This is a genomic window from Metasolibacillus sp. FSL H7-0170 (assembly GCF_038593115.1).
Lineage (GTDB): Bacteria > Bacillota > Bacilli > Bacillales_A > Planococcaceae > Metasolibacillus > Metasolibacillus fluoroglycofenilyticus.
In genome coordinates this window covers 688,500-704,320 of record NZ_CP151964.1, presented here as the reverse complement: position 1 = coordinate 704,320, position 15,821 = coordinate 688,500, and the positions used below count along the sequence as shown (strand labels likewise).

At 38.2% G+C, this 15,821-nt stretch carries 12 protein-coding genes; 10 read left to right on the top strand and 2 right to left on the bottom strand.

Going from position 1 to position 15,821, the window contains the following annotated elements:
* Positions 1 to 173: 173 nt before the first annotated feature.
* Entirely contained in the window at positions 174 to 2,228 is a 2,055-nt protein-coding gene (locus MHH70_RS03260; RefSeq protein WP_107942608.1) for a type IA DNA topoisomerase, read from the top strand.
* A 553-nt stretch (positions 2,229 to 2,781) separates the two neighbouring features.
* On the top strand, positions 2,782 to 4,140 hold the full coding sequence (locus MHH70_RS03255; protein WP_342472545.1) for an aspartate kinase: 1,359 nt from the start codon (positions 2,782 to 2,784) through the stop codon (positions 4,138 to 4,140).
* 67 nt (positions 4,141 to 4,207) lie between these two features.
* Here the strand turns inward: MHH70_RS03255 and MHH70_RS03250 are convergent, their stop codons facing one another.
* The gene (locus tag MHH70_RS03250; RefSeq protein ID WP_342472544.1) at positions 4,208 to 4,762 is read right to left on the bottom strand and encodes a dihydrofolate reductase family protein; all 555 of its coding nucleotides are present in this window, start codon (positions 4,760 to 4,762) and stop codon (positions 4,208 to 4,210) included.
* A gap of 134 nt (positions 4,763 to 4,896) precedes the next feature.
* Here MHH70_RS03250 and MHH70_RS03245 point away from each other — a divergent pair, with 134 nt between their 5' ends.
* The 6 genes from MHH70_RS03245 to MHH70_RS03220 all read left to right on the top strand — a co-directional run bounded on the left by MHH70_RS03245 (position 4,897) and on the right by MHH70_RS03220 (position 11,549).
* The gene (locus tag MHH70_RS03245; protein ID WP_342472543.1) at positions 4,897 to 6,675 is read left to right on the top strand and encodes a glycerophosphoryl diester phosphodiesterase membrane domain-containing protein; all 1,779 of its coding nucleotides are present in this window, start codon (positions 4,897 to 4,899) and stop codon (positions 6,673 to 6,675) included.
* Positions 6,676 to 6,685: 10 nt separating this feature from the next.
* Complete coding sequence (locus MHH70_RS03240; protein ID WP_107942611.1) at positions 6,686 to 7,216, top strand: peptide ABC transporter ATPase; 531 nt, start codon at positions 6,686 to 6,688, stop codon at positions 7,214 to 7,216.
* A gap of 13 nt (positions 7,217 to 7,229) precedes the next feature.
* Positions 7,230 to 7,430 carry a thymidylate synthase gene (locus tag MHH70_RS03235; RefSeq protein WP_342472542.1) on the top strand — a complete coding sequence of 67 codons (201 nt, stop codon included), beginning with the start codon at positions 7,230 to 7,232 and terminating at the stop codon, positions 7,428 to 7,430.
* A 114-nt stretch (positions 7,431 to 7,544) separates the two neighbouring features.
* On the top strand, positions 7,545 to 7,967 hold the full coding sequence (locus MHH70_RS03230) for a hypothetical protein (protein ID WP_342472541.1): 423 nt from the start codon (positions 7,545 to 7,547) through the stop codon (positions 7,965 to 7,967).
* Positions 7,968 to 8,581: 614 nt separating this feature from the next.
* Entirely contained in the window at positions 8,582 to 8,950 is a 369-nt protein-coding gene (locus MHH70_RS03225; RefSeq protein ID WP_342472540.1) for a hypothetical protein, read from the top strand.
* Between the two features lie 382 nt (positions 8,951 to 9,332).
* Positions 9,333 to 11,549, top strand: a complete 2,217-nt coding sequence (locus tag MHH70_RS03220; protein ID WP_342472539.1) for a YheC/YheD family protein — start codon at positions 9,333 to 9,335, stop codon at positions 11,547 to 11,549.
* Positions 11,550 to 11,604: 55 nt separating this feature from the next.
* Here the strand turns inward: MHH70_RS03220 and MHH70_RS03215 are convergent, their stop codons facing one another.
* Complete coding sequence (locus MHH70_RS03215; RefSeq protein ID WP_342472538.1) at positions 11,605 to 12,816, bottom strand: ATP-grasp domain-containing protein; 1,212 nt, start codon at positions 12,814 to 12,816, stop codon at positions 11,605 to 11,607.
* A gap of 167 nt (positions 12,817 to 12,983) precedes the next feature.
* Here MHH70_RS03215 and MHH70_RS03210 point away from each other — a divergent pair, with 167 nt between their 5' ends.
* Entirely contained in the window at positions 12,984 to 14,366 is a 1,383-nt protein-coding gene (locus MHH70_RS03210) for a Mur ligase family protein (RefSeq protein WP_107942617.1), read from the top strand.
* A 5-nt stretch (positions 14,367 to 14,371) separates the two neighbouring features.
* Positions 14,372 to 15,751 carry a UDP-N-acetylmuramoyl-tripeptide--D-alanyl-D-alanine ligase gene (gene murF / locus MHH70_RS03205; RefSeq protein ID WP_342473153.1) on the top strand — a complete coding sequence of 460 codons (1,380 nt, stop codon included), beginning with the start codon at positions 14,372 to 14,374 and terminating at the stop codon, positions 15,749 to 15,751.
* Positions 15,752 to 15,821: the final 70 nt, after the last annotated feature.

The following is a 15,821-nucleotide window of genomic DNA, read 5'->3' as shown; positions in this document are numbered from 1 at the left end:
GCTTGCGAAGTGATAAGTGAGCTGCAGGTTATCAGCATAAAAATGAATGGTTACAGCAGCAATTTCAGCAAGGCTTGCGATATATTAAAGCAATAGAAGGGGAAAAGCAGGCAGGCTTTATCTGATTTACAAACATATGTACGTTTAATATACTAGTTATATAGAAAGGGGCGATGTATAAAGTGAGAGCGCTGCTCATTGCCGAAAAGCCATCGCTAATGCGAGATATTGAAAAAGTTTATAAGCGCATGCAATTGCCATATACAATTGACTTTGCTTCATTTATAGGACATGTTGTGGAGCTAAAGGAGCCACACGAATATAAAAAGGAATGGAAAAAATGGGATTTAGCAGTGCTACCGATGATGCCGGAGCGCTATGAATTTCGTGTAAAAAAAACTGCCTATAAAGTGTATAGGGAGCTAGAGCAAAAGCTAAAAACAGGGCACTATGATTTTATTATAAATGCGTGTGATGCGGGGATGGAAGGGGAAAACATCTTTTATTCCTTTTATAAAAAAGTGGGCTGCAGGCTACCCGTAAAGCGCTTTTGGACATCACAAACAACGGATAATGCAATACATAAAGCATTGACCCATTTGCTAGATGAAAATGATTACCTCATTCGCAATCTGCGCAATGCTGCCATGTATCGCATGATATTTGACTGGCTAATTGGCTTAAACTTAACGCGTGTTGCTACGGTAAAAGGTGGGCGTACGATTAAAGTTGGTCGTGTAATGACGCCAACCCTCGCCATTGTAGTCAAACGTGAGCTTGAAATAAAACAATTCCAGCCAGAGCCATATGCGCAAATTGAATTACAGCTACCAGAAATGACGGCGCTATGGTTTGACCCAGTCCAAAACACAAATAAAATACAATCTGGCGAAGTGAAGGCCATTGCTGCACGTATTACAGAAACAGCGATTGTCAAAGAGCTGAAAACTGAGCGCAAAGCATTGCCTGCCCCACCATTGCATTCATTGCTGGAACTGCAAAAGGAAGCGAATAAATTTTATGGCTTTACATCTGCAAACACATTAAAAATTGCTCAAAGCTTGTATGAAAAAAAGTTAATTACTTATCCACGTACCGAATCTAAGCATTTACCGACAGCATTTGCTGAAAATATTACAGCACATATTAAAGCGCTTTGTTCATTAGAAGAATACCAAGCTATTGCAGGGGAAATTATGCGTAATCACTCGAATATAGCTCGTGTCACCTCCTCTAAACGCTACGTAGATGATAAAAAATTAACGGACCATCATGCTATTACAGTAACGGATGTAGCTGTAGGGCGCAAAAAGCTAACTGAGGCGGAATGGAAAGTGTACCATCTTATTTGTAAACGTCTTTTAGCTATCTTTTTACCAGCCTATCAATTCGATAAAACGACTATTATTTTACAATCTGGTGGGGAGCTTTTTAAGCAAACAGGTAATCGTATTGTAGAAAAAGGCTACACAGTATTATATGAAACATTTCGTAGAAAGGGGGAACTTCCTCTCCCTTTATTAAAGGTAGACGATATATTACCAATTAAGGAGTTAAATATTTTATCTAAAATGACTGAACCGCCATCACGTTACACAGATAGTACATTGCTTGATGCGATGTTCCATGCAGGGCGCTTTATAGAGGATGCAGAACTGCAAAAAATTTTAAAGGACGCAGAAGGTATTGGTACATCGGCAACACGTGCAGAAATTATAGAAAAATTGATAACGATTGGTATGCTAGAACGACAAGGGAAATCATTAGCTGCTACTAATTTTGGAATCGATGTTATTGCTAGCTTAGGCAATCATGATGTCGTTTCTCCAATTTTAACAGCAATTTGGAGCAAAAAGCTAAAGGACATTGTCGATGGTCAATTAAATGCATCTGCATTTTATAAGGAAATGCTTGCCTTTGTAGAAGAAACAACAGCGCGTATGAAAGCGTTGGAAATGCAAGTGGCTGAAAAGGAGATTGTCGTTGTCGGGAGCTGCCCATTATGTCGTAATGCAGTAGTAGAAGGGTTCCGAGCATATACATGTCAAAACAAAGCATGTAAATTTGCTATTAGCAAAGTATTAATGAAAGGTAAAGTAACAGCAATTGATGCGAAGAAGTTACTTTCTGGCAAAGAAACTCGTGAAATCCGCTTTACATGGAAAAGCGGTAAAAAAGGTAAAGCTCGCCTGAAGTTACAAGGGGAGAAGTTGGAGTTTGTTTTTTAGGATTTACCATAGTAATCAGGGCTATCGGAAAAGATAATTTCTTTTCTGATAGCCCTTCATGCTATATTCAAAATTTCCTACAAGTATATTTTATGATAGTTACAATTAAAAAGACTGTCACTTTCCAGTAGCTGAATAAGCTGGGACTTTTAAGTTGTTGATAAGCAATCATTTCATATGCGAAAAAGAGAGGATGCCATACTATTTTTCCTAAATTCCTAGTTAAAATTAGATATAGCAATTTTATCTTTAGAAACTTTAGTAATCTGGTAAGATTTCTATTGTTTTTTAGGGAATATGCGTATACAATAATGCTCTGTAAAGTAATTTGTGAATACTTGTCTGAATTGTTTTTCAACTAGGAAATTCGCACTTTTTCGCATGAAAAACCATATAATAAGTGCAAATGTTTTGAAAAATGTTCATCTTTTATAAAAAAACGTCAAACTTATTACAAATTGTCTTGACGTATTTGTAATAAGTTTGTACACTGTGTAAAATCAAATGTTTTTTGGGGAAGTACAATAATATTATAAGGTAAGGATTTGGTAAAATGATTGTATGTAAATTTGGTGGAACTTCTGTTGCGAATGCGCAGCAAATTAAAAAAGTTGCGAATATTGTAAAAGCTAATCCAGCAAGAAAAATTATTGCAGTATCTGCTCCAGGAAAGCGCACGAATGATGATATTAAAGTAACGGATTTATTAATTGAACTTGCAAACAGTGCATTGCAAGGTGGAGATACTGAGTTAAAATTAAACATAGTAATTGAACGTTATGCTGATATTGCAGCAGAGCTAGGATTAGATGATACGATTATCCAAATCATCACAGATGACTTGCGCGAACGTCTGGAAGCAGACAAGTCACAACAGGCATTATTTATGGATAACATAAAGGCCAGTGGTGAGGATAATAATGCAAAGCTTATCGCAGCTTATTTTAATTCAATCGGAATGCCCGCCAAGTACGTGAGTCCAAAAGGGGGCTTAGTTGTGAACGATTTACCAGAGCGAACTTTTGCTTTGCCTGAAACATATGAGAATCTAAGCAAGCTTGCGAATGTCGAGGAAATCATTGTGTTCCCGGGCTTCTTTGGTTATACAAAGACGGGCGTGCTGCGTACGTTTGACCGCGGTGGCTCAGATATAACAGGTTCGATTCTAGCCTCCGCAGTTAATGCAGAACTTTATGAAAACTTTACTGACGTTGACTGCGTCTTTTCAGCAAATCCGAAAGTGGTGAATTGTCCAGTGGAAATCAAGGAAATCACATATCGTGAAATGCGTGAACTTTCCTATGCGGGGTTCTCAGTATTTCATGATGAAGCGTTAATGCCTGTATATAAACAAGGGATTCCAGTAAATATTAAAAACACAAATAATCCTGCTGCATCTGGTACACGTATTGTACCAAAGCGCCCGGCAACAGGTAGCCCTGTTACAGGTATTGCGACGGATAGCGGATTTTCTATTTTATATGTATCGAAATATTTAATGAATCGTGAAGTAGGCTTCGGTAGACGTTTACTGCAAATTATCGAGGAAGAAAATATTTCATATGAGCATACACCATCTGGACTAGATGATATTTCAGTTATTATGCGTTCCCATCAATTGAACGATGAGATTGAGGCGCGTATTATGAAGCGGGTGAAAGAGGAATTACAAGCGGAGGACGTGCATTTCCGTCATGATTTCTCAATGGTTGTAATCGTAGGTGAAGGTATGCGAAATAACACGGGCTTAGCAGCGCGCGCAGCGACGGCTATTTCAAATACAGGCGCTAATATTGAAATGATTAATCAAGGTTCTTCAGAAGTAAGTCTTGTATTTGGCGTACTAAGCCAATATGAGAATCAAATTTTAAAGGCGCTTTATGAGGAGTTTTTTGCTCATACAACTGTGTAAAAGTAAAGCTACTGTAATTATTAGAGAAAATCTAATTTTACAGTAGCTTTTTATTGAGCGAAACCAATTAATTGTTATGATATATTAATTGTACAACGCCAGATGAAAATGTTCTTGTGTTAACAAGCTTTAAATTTATTTTTTCTGTAACATTTGTGAATAATGGCTTACCTTCCCCTAAAACAACAGGATGAATGGATAATCGAAATTCATCTATAAGCCCTAAATCAATGAATGTTGTAATGAGACTTGCTCCACCATAGAGCCAAATATTTTTGCCAGTTTTCTTTTTTAATGCCTGCATTTCCTCGGCAATATTTTCTTGAATAAAAACAGCTTTGCTATGGTCTTGTTGTTTCGTTTTTGAAAAAACGTATTTTTCTTTACTATGAACAAGTGCCCAAAATTGCTTCTCTTCATCATCATTTGTATCAGGCGTATAGTGTCCCCACAAATCATAGCTTTTTCTACCATACAAAATTGTGTCGATATTGCTTAAAAAGTGTAAGAACTCCATATCGGAATCCATAATACACCAATCTATTTCTCCATTTTTTCCTTCAATGAAGCCATCTAATGTGATTGCTAAATCTAAAATAATTTTTCTTTCATTGTTTTGCATGACCTTTCTCCTTTCGTTTTGCAGTGAAGGGTTTGATTTTACCATTGTGAAGCGAAAGAAACAATTTAGTAAACTGAGCTTTCCTGCATACAATTTGTCGGTTTTTGCGTAAAATAGAACACGGGGGTGGGTGAATGGAGCGCATTTTACGCGTAATTCGACTTGTTTTTCGCAATATTTATACGTACCGAGTAGATTATATTCGGGTCTTTTTAGGGATTCGGCTATTTCAATTACTCATTGCATTGCCGTCGATTTCACTGCTGTTGACTGCAACATTGCATCTTTTAAATATAGATAGTATTACAGAGGAAAACATTATCCAGCTATTTGCTCATCCATTATTTTTATTAGTCATAGTATTAATGATTTTAATTGTTTTATTGTTTATTTATTATGAAATGGGTTTGCTTATTTTGCTTGCCTACCATCAGCAAAGAGGAATACCGTATACATTACGGCAGCTATGGCGTCGATTAAACAAAAAGGTTGTTTATTTTATTAGCTTTGAAACAGGCTTACTATTTCTATATGTGGTACTCGTCATGCCACTCATTTCTTCTATACTACCATCTACGATTACACAAAGTTTAAGTATCCCAGATTTTATCGTGGATGAATTAATGACATCTTCACAGGGGCGGCTTTTATATATAGTTGGAATCGCATTATTATTTTTAATTAGTTTGCGCTTTATTTTGACGATGCCGTATTTTACAGTATATCAATGGACAACAATTTTACAGGCTGTAAAATTAAGCTGGCAATTTTCGCAACGCAGATTGGTTGAACTTGTCGGCATGCTCGGGTTGATACTTATAATGCATTTAAGCTTAACTGTTATTTTATTAGGGTTAACCTTTGTGCCTTTATTTGTTATTGAGCGATTAATCCCAGACCTGGCACTTGTCACAGCCGCCTTTACATTAACTTTTGCACAGGGCTTACTATTGCTTTTATTTACTTTATTACAAGCGCTTTTTTCACAGCTCGTTGTTGTCGTTGGCTTTCGTCTAACACGTGATAAACCAGTGGCGCTGCATAACGAATCATTTCGTGAAACGATTATGCATTGGACGATTGTTTGTACTATTTTTGTTTATTTTTTAATGAGTGGTGTGCAAGTAATTAATTTAGAAAAAACACTCTACGAGCCAGAGACGAAGGTTATTGCGCATCGGGGCTTTATGGAGCAGGGTGTGGAAAATACAATGAGTTCCCTTATTGCATCTGTGGAAGCAGGGGCAGATATAGTGGAAATTGATATACAGCAAACAAAGGATGGAAAGTTTGTCGTTTTTCATGACCCTACATTGATGAGAATGGCTGGTCGGAAGGAAGCAGTATACCAAATGGCGTTAGATGAGCTAACGAATACGACTGTAAGAGCGGGTAAATTGCATGATAAAATTCCCTCTTTAGAAGAAATGTTGCAAAAAAGTGAGGAGCTTAATATTCAATTATTAATTGAAATAAAGCCACATGGACATGAAACAGATGATTATTTACAGCAGTTCATTGAGCTCCTTTTATATTATGACGCATTGGAAAAGCATTATGTCCAATCAATTGATAGCGCGGTTATTTGGAGATTAAACGAATTAGAGCCACGCTTAAAAGTGGGGCTTGTCTTTGCGCTTTATATTGGAAAAATCCCGCCTGTGAAAGCAGATTTTATTGCATTACAGCAGGATGTGGCATCAGGTCGCATGATGGAGCAAGTTAAGCGTAATGAAATGGAATTGTTTATTTGGACAGTTAATGCTGAGCGTGATATTCAATATTTTTTAGAGCATGGTGTTGATGGAATCATTACAAATCATCCAGATAAAGCAAAAAATAGCCGTACAATGCTAAGTAACGAAACATATTTTTTAAAACGAATTTATAATAAATTAACGATATTATTTTAAGGAGCTTACAATGAATCAATATATGTACCAATTATCAGGAAATATTGCATCGACAGAAAAAAATCCGATAGTTAGCGCAAATGGTGAGCAAGTAGCTTATGTCGCACGCATCTATAGCAACCGATTAAAGCGATTACTGGATGGCTATTTTGATTATCGTTATTTTTTAACGTATGAAATCATCGATTTAAGCGGCAATGTAACATTTCGTATTTCCAAAAAATTTCGCCGTGGTAAACTATGGTTTGAGGCGTTTTCTTATAGTAAGCAGGAACGTTATACAATAACGTACGAAAATTGGCGTGTTGGTCTGCCAGAGCTAGCTATTCATTGGCCCGGTGGCATAATGAAAATTGATAAGCAAATGGAAGGTTGGTCGACCTTTACAGTAAATGACGAGATTATTGCCCGCTGGCAGGCAGTCTATGTAGAAGCAGAGGACGTTTTTCAAGTAGTGCTGCAAATTGAGCCAGATAGTCCTGTGCAGCAGATGGATTTTTTTGTCGCAATTAGCCAAGCCGCATTATTTATAGGTTCTTAAGGAGAGAGAAGAAATGAATGTTATTTTTGCATTAACAGCAACAGGGGAACAGCTTTTAGAAACGATATCAACAGATGTTGCAGGGCTCTTAGCAGCCGTTCAAGGAGAGAGCGTAACATTTCCCTTCGGTAGCTATCAGTATGATTTTCATGCATTAGACCATTATGAGGAGGATGGTGCATATCGTCAGGAGCTTGTGATTTATCTAAAATGAGTGCCAGGCACGCACACAATTTCCACACAATTTAGGCGAAGCCCACTGTCACGAGGCAGGCATTTGACATATGGTAAGTGTACAGATGCTTTTGCGCGGGAGGAGAGGGGTGTGTTGGACGAACAACAAAATTGTTTATGTGACGTGCTAAAGGAAATATTGCATTTTCAAAATTTAATCGAGCATACTTGGACAAAGCATTTTAATTATTTATTATTGAAAATTGTCGGTAGCGATACAATTCCAATTGCGCTATTGACGAGGCGAGGTACGCATTTGCAGCTAACGGATTATGAAAGTGGCTTTACGACCTGTTATTTTCGCATCGAAAATATTGATGTTTCAAGTAACCTATTAACTGTTTCTTTTTTATGCCCAATGTCAATAGAGGGTGAACCGATTATGCGGTCTGAAGAAATGGTCACGCTAAAAAAGACGAACAGGGAAGCAACGATTAATATTACGACACTTTCAGGTGTTCAGCTTCTTTCTACTTCATTGCTAAGTGCGAATATTTTCGTTGAATCAAAGTGGTGATAATTACTTGAAAAGCCGAAAATCAACTCTATCTATTCGCTTTAATTTAAAAGCAAAGACGTTGTATCCTACGTTTTCACTCCTTTAAAAGAGGATAACCACCTTAACGCAATAACAAAATAACAAGATGTCTGAAAAATGGTACGCTAAGCATGTTTTCTGTGTAGAGTAATCGCAGAATCATGCTTTTTAGCAATTGAGGTGAAAAGTATTTTGATAATTAAAGATTAGAACAACATCAGGCGTGTTGATTATGAAAATATTGGATATGGATGCGTGTGTTTAAGGTAGAGAATGCACTGTTAATAAAGGGTTTACTTGTTGATTGGAGTGAAGGGGGCGAGTGCTCCTGCGATTACTCGTCGCAAAGCAAAGCCTTCCAGCAGGACAAAGTGAAGGGAGGCTAAAATCGCCGCGTCCCCTGCAACGGAAATCAACAAATTTCCTAGGCTTTTTTTGTAAAATAAAGGATAATCAACACACCTGCTATTTTTATTATTTTGAGGAGTACTCGTTAAAGGAGATTGCCGCAATTTTCCCATCTAATGGAAATACAGTAAAAACCCGGATGCGTAAAGGTAAGGCATTACTTAAAAAAGATTGGAAGCGTTAAAATGGACGAGCGATTAAAAAATTTAAAGCGGGCAATGAAAAAGAATATATTTGCTGATTTGCATTTCAATGAGGAGCATCGTGCAACAATTCGCGATAAAATGCAGACAAATGTTGAAAAGGAATTTTTTACTCTTTTAACAGAGCGTAAAACAGCGACGGAGCTCATTCAGCTTTTACACGTAAAAGGAGTGAAAAGCATATGGCAAAATGAAGGTATCGTTTTTATTAAGCTACATCAAGCAGAGTTAGAGGGTGATGCGGATAGTATTTCGAATGAGCAAGATGAAAAATCCTATAACCCTACGAAAAAGGGGCTGCAAAAATATGGAGTGGCGATGCAATCAATTTTAGAAAAATTTATTGCGTGAGGTGAGCGTAAATGAATCTTAGTCGATTTTTACGGCAGGTCACATCCTTTATCCACTCAAGGCTGCAAAACAGCATGTTGGATAATAAGAAGGCGGAAAGGCTTGCAAAACATCATATAGGTAACCCTCTAACACTTGGAAGGGAGCTTGGTCAGGTACATAAGCCGAAAATGGATTGGCTTATGCTTGGGCTTGGTATTTATCGTAGAAAATCGTATATTTTTTGCAGTTAAACGAAGGGGCTATTCCAACCTAACTGCTTAATAGGGTTAATTTACTTTGGTGAAAACAGCTATGTTTTCTATGTCGTTTAAGCTTCTGTCCTTACTATTTTAGTTTTACTTGAATCTAATAAATAGAGATAGTAGAAGGAGGGATATTTTTGACGACGATTGGCATGCTACACCATCGGAAAGACCCAACAACGGTGTTAAAATCATATGCCTTTGCTGCTGTGGCAAAGGTAGAAGGTGTTGACTTTTTTTATTTCACACCGAAAAGCGTTAATTTTACGAGGAAAACTATATTGGCCCAAGTGTATGAAAATGGCGCATGGCATGAAAAGGAATGCCCTTTTCCAGACGTTATTTACAATGCAGGAAGCCCAGAAAAACTTGCTGTGTCAAAGGATATAATAGGGAAGCTGCGCAAGGAAATTCCTTTTACAACGAATTCTATCGGCAATAAGTGGAATGTGGCAAAGCGTTTACTTGCGTATAAGGATTTTGCTAAATACATTATCCCAACAGAAATTATTCAGAAGACGGAAACTGTTCATCAGCATTTGGCGAAATATCCGACTATTGCTTTTAAGCCAATAGATGGGCGTAAAGGAAAGGGAATTTATTTCATTTCAAAAGAAGGTACGAGTTACACAGTTAAACATAATAGTACAGTAACGAAATATACAAAAACACAGCTTGATGCATTATTAGCACAACAGCTAGCAACAGGCACATTTATTGTTCAGCCTTATATCCGCTCAGTTACAAAATCAGGCTTAGTGTTTGATTTTCGCTTGCATGTCCAAAAAAATGGGGATGGCAATTGGGTAGTGACAACGGTTTATCCACGCGTAGCTCCGGCAGGTAGTTTAATTCCTAACATTAATAATGGTGGCTATACAAATTATTTAGAGCCTTTTTTACAGCAGGAGTTTGCGGAGCAAGCCTATGATTTAAAGCGCACATTAGAGCATTTTTCATTATCGTTAGCCAGACACTTAGAGCACATTCAAATACAGGAGTTTGGTGAACTCATCGATGAAATTGGGGTTGATGTCGGTTTAGACCAAAATATGAGGCTTTGGATTTATGAAGTGAATTGGCGTCCCGGCTGTCCACCAACGTTCTATTTAGAGCTTGATGTTGTGAAAAATACGATTCGTTATGCTAAATATTTAGCGGACAACAAGCAAGTTTTAGCAAAGGCAAGACAGGCGAAGCGGGTGCATAAAGCACAGCAACAGGAGCCATTAGTGACAAAGCCAATTGCAAAATCGCAGGTGCGTCCTAGCGATATGCCGATTATTGCGATTACAGGGAGTGCAGGTAAAACAACAACAAAGGCATTCCTATCCTCTATTTTACGAACAAAATGGTCGACCTTTGAATCAAAGGATTATTGGAATACGACAGAGCATACAAAAAAGCACGCAATGGAGCTAGCGAATGGCTATGAGGCAGCCGTTTTAGAGTATGGAATGGCGTACAAAGGTGTTATTACTGAGCATTGTCGCATACTTAAGCCTACAATGAGTATTGTAACAAATGTTGGCTTAGCGCATGTCGGGAATTTTGATGGCGATGTAAAGCAAGTGGCACTCGCTAAATCCGAATTAATTCAAGGAATGGATCAGCATGGGGTGCTCGTTATTAATAAAGATGATTTCAATTCTAACTATTTAACACTAAAGCAATTTAAAGGAAAAATAATAACTGTAGGCATTCATTCTGATGCGGATTATAGGGCGTATAATGTGCGCTATAAAGAGGATGGCATGACGTTTAAAATCAAGCTACGCGGTAAGGAAATCTCACTCTTTATTCCAATTTTAGGGGAGCACCATGTATACAATGCATTGAATGCTATTGCACTTGCTGATTATTTGCAGTTTAGCCCTCAGGAAATTAAGCAAGGCTTGGTCTTCAAAAAACCACCTCGCCGCTTGACGCTTTATCATTGCAAGCGGGCGATTACGCTTATTGATGATACGGTGCACTCGCACCCACAAGGGGTAAAGGCAGCAATTGATGTATTGTCGTCCATTGCAAAACGTCGAAAAGTTGCCATTATTGGTCAAATGCGAGAGCTTGGTGATTTGCGAGAGGCGGAGTATAAAAAGGTGGGAGAATATATAACAGAGCAAGGCATCGATATTTTTATTACGTATGGCTTCCGCACGGAGGAAATGAATGCAGCAGCGAAGGCAAAAGGCTTTAATCCCAAAAATATGTATCATTTTACAAACAAAGAGCAGTTACATGATTTGTTAGAAAAAATTATTAAGCAAGGTGACACAATCCTCATTAAAGGGGCTAGTAAAACAAATATGTTTGAAACCGTCAAGTTTTTAGCGGATTTATACGAGGGGAAATAGGAAATCGCAGATAACTAAACAAACAGCATCTCCGGCCAAAGGAGATGCTGTTTGTTTATTGTATGCTTTTCAAATGGAAATGAATTTTTTTTGCGGCGGAATAGGCATTTCTTTTTGCTTCGTGCTTAGTACGACCTGTTGCGATGACATAGGCATAACGATGCCCCATGGAAAGTGGTGGGATTAAAACGGTTCCTCTCCGTGGCTTAATATAGACGTCGACAACACCCGGGCTGCTTTTGGCTTTATTTCGACCTGTTACTCTTTCTAGTACACCTTTGCGTTCAACAACTAAGTATTTCGTATAGACGAAGTGATGATGAAGTGGCTCAATATTAGGCTTTTCACCTATTAAAAGCTTTAAGGTCTCCTGTACTAAACTAAAACCGAAGGCTGCTTGTAGCATATGGTTCATCGCACCGCCTGAAATGCGTGGGTTAATTTCAATCAGCTTCCAACCAGCTTTTGTATGGCGTAGTTCCAAATGCATCGCACCGTTCTTTAACTGAAAGGCAGTTGTGATTGACTCGACAATGTTTTGCAAATCTTCCTGCATTTTCGCTGGGATATGAGCAAGCACGGTATAGCCTGTAATGATAAAACGTTTGCCTTGTGTAATATCTTGTTCAATAACCGCAATTAAATGTGGCTGACCATTATGAATAATTGTTTCGACTAAATATTGGGGGCCATCGATATACTCTTCAATCATAATTGTGTCCTTCGGATATTTTTCTTGCAGCGCTGTGATGTGCTGATTTAATTGCTTTTTGTTTAGTGCGTAAAGAACATCCTTCGAACCAGTCGATTTGGGGGATTTGACGATAAGAGGGAAGCTCATTTTAGGAAGCTCACTCATATTATCTGCCTGTAATATTGTAAATTTCGGTGTAAATTCGAACTTTTGTAAGTACTGTCTTGTCGCCTCTTTGTTTTCCATCGTTGCAATTGCTTCCGATTGCGCATAGTTTTGACAAAATTCATCGCATAATAGAGAGGCTGTGTGCACGTAAGGGTCTGTAAAGCTGACGATGCTAATAATCGTTAGCTGGGTTTGCTGTAAAGTGAGTATCGCCTTTCTCATGGCATTCATATTTGTGATATCGACTAACACCATTTTATGCACATCAGCATATTCCTTTCTTTGCAGGAATTGCTTTTCATTATTTGTAAAAAGAACGGTAAAATAGCCGAGACTTTCAGCAGCTTTAATTGCTTCACGACTCGAGCCACTTTTGTTTGTTCCAATAAAAACAATCGTTTTCACATCATCACTCCTCATTTTAGCTATATACGATTTCTATCTTTCTATATGTATGAGCATAATAGGGCTTCATATAGTTGACTATCACGTGCGACTTATAAAAATAAGAGAACATTCATCCAAATGTGTTTGTCTTGCTGGCATATGCTACTAGCAGAAGGGGGGAGTGTATGAAGCCTATACCTGTTGGTGCTGTAGTAGAAATTATCGGTGGAGAACTTGTAAAAGGGTCATCTGATCTTTTAATTGAACATGGTGCATATCGTTTAAGGCAAATAAAGCATAAAAGGACAGCGTTTTTTACGAATACGAAAATTGTCAATTGGCAAAGCTTATCGACTTTTTTTCCGTTAGTTATTGTGACGGAATGGGCATATCGTTTAAAGGAAGTGCCTGATGGAGTAACGATTGTGAAAGTGGATGATATGACAAGTGCTTATTGGAAATTTGTTGAATATTATCGCAGTCAATTTAAAATTCCGATTGTTGCCATTACAGGAACGGCTGGAAAAACGACAACAAAGGAAATGGTGAAGCATATACTGTCAAGTGACTATGAGGTTGTAGCGACACATTTAAGCAATAATTCTCGTACAGAGCTGCTGCAAAATTTATTGCGTATCAGCGAAATGACAAATGCAGCGGTTTTTGAAACGGCGGTTGGTGCTCCGGGAGATGTGCTTGGTGCAGGGCGTTATTTTAAGCCATCTATCGGCGTCATTACAAATATAGGGTCGCATCATTTAAACTATTGTAAAACACAAGAAGGATATATCGAGGCAAAGGCTGAAATGCTGCAAATAGTAGGAAAAGGTACACTTATTATTAATGCGGATGATATAAATACAAAAAAAATCAACTTTCATGGTTTTCAAGGAAAAATCATTCGCTTTGGGAAAAGCAATGCAGATTATTTAGTAAGTAGCATTACGTATACAGAACGTGGAATGCGCTTTATTTTGCATCATCAACAAAAGCAATATGTTGTGAAAATGCCCGGCCACGGAGAGCATCAAGTGTATAACGCATTAGCTGCATTAGCTGTTGTACATGAAATCGGAATGCCTTTACAAAAGGCCATTACACAGCTTGCTACGTTTCGCAAATTAAATAAGCAGCTACAAATTTTGAGAGGGATTAACGGCTCTATGTTAATTGATGATACGTGGAGCATTACAACGACATCCCTTGATGCAGCTTTACATGTTTTAAATAAGCTAGGACATGGTAAAAAGAAAATTGCCGTGATTGGGACAATTACGGATTTAGGTTCATGGGGCTATAGCATTCACAAGCAAGCAGGTGAAATTATTTATAAGCATGGTGTTGACGTACTCATTACGATTGGTGAACATGCAAGCATTATGGCATCAAAGGCGCAGCAATTAGGTCTTGATGCGGATATTTATAGCTTTAAAAATAATGTGTTAGCACGCAGTCTTCTTAAAAAAATTGTTGACAGTAATACGGTGATTTTAATTAAAGGCGATATGTACAGCGAGGCAATACATGAATTAGCAGCACAATTACGTCGAGGGGAGGAGCAAGCTTGATAGCAGTGTCGCTAAAAGACCTTCGAGCCTTGTTGAATGCCCAGTTAATACAAGGCGCTACCAACTTTTCAGTAAAGCAGGCCCTACACTATCAGCAGCTAGATAGTATAAAGCGTGATGCGCTCATCTTCCTTCGTAAAAATGAAATCGTCGACTGGAAGAGGCTAGCGCAGCACGCACCAATTGTGATTGTGTCTGATAAGGCAGAAGAGGAATTACGAAAGGCTCCTATCGCCATTACGATATTGCAGGTGAAAAATATGCACCGCGCGTTTTGGCAATTTGTTGACTATTATCGCGAGCTCTTTACGATTCCAGTCGTTGCTTTAACAGGCACATGTGGCAAGACGACAACAAAGGAAATGATTCGTCATATTTTATTAGAGGATTGGCAAGTACAGGCGACAGTGAGCAGCATTAATGAGCCAAGGCAGTCGCTTAATTATTTAACGATGGTTGACCGAAAGACACAGGCGGCTGTTTTCGAGCTAGGGCTAGGAAATTTAGGGAATATTAAACATCAATGCTTAATTTACAAGCCGACAATTGGGATTATTACCAATATCGGTGTACATCATTTAGATGGCTGTAAAAGCTTGCAAGGCTATATTCAAGCAAAGGCAGAAATTGTAGACGGGATTCAGGAAAACGGAACATTAATAATGAATGCGGATGATGAAAATAGCAAAAAAATTTCTTTGACAGCTTTTAAAGGGAAAATTGTGACGTTTAGTGTCAAACAAAATGCAAACTATAAAGCAAGCAATATTCAATATGTTGCAGGAGGAATGCGCTTCTCCTTACTAAAGGAAAAAGAGCGCTACGAATGTTTTGTACCAGGCTACGGAGAGCATCAAGTGTACAATGCTTTAGCAGCATTTGCGGCAACAACTGAAATGGGCTTTCCATTGCGTAAAGCAATTGCTAAGCTTCGAACATTTAAAAACATGGAGCGCCATTTACAATTTTCAAGTGGCTTAGCAGGGAGCACAATTATTGACGATACATGGACGAATAATCCAACCTCAATTGAAGCAGCTTTAAAGGTGCTTCAAGCAGTAGGGAAGGAGAAAAAACGAGTTGTAATTTTAGGTGATATCAAACGATTAGGTAAGTATGAGCGCCAATATCATCGTGAAATAGGCACGCTCATTGCTAAGCAATCTATTGATACATTAATAACAATTGGAAACAGTGCCAAGGAAATAGCGCTACAGGCGAAGGCAGATGGTACGACAGCACGAGTGCATAGCTTTACAGATGTCACAGGGGTAATGGATTTACTGAAGAAAATTTTAACGAAAGATGCGATTGTTTTAATAAAAGGCCCGATGTCGAGCAGGTCAATGATTGGGTTTGCAAGTGAATTAAAGGGCAAGAACTAGCAAAGCGAAGACTATCTGGAAGGGTAATTTTGTTTTTTCTCTTTTACTCTGGAGAAACACTGCTAATCCC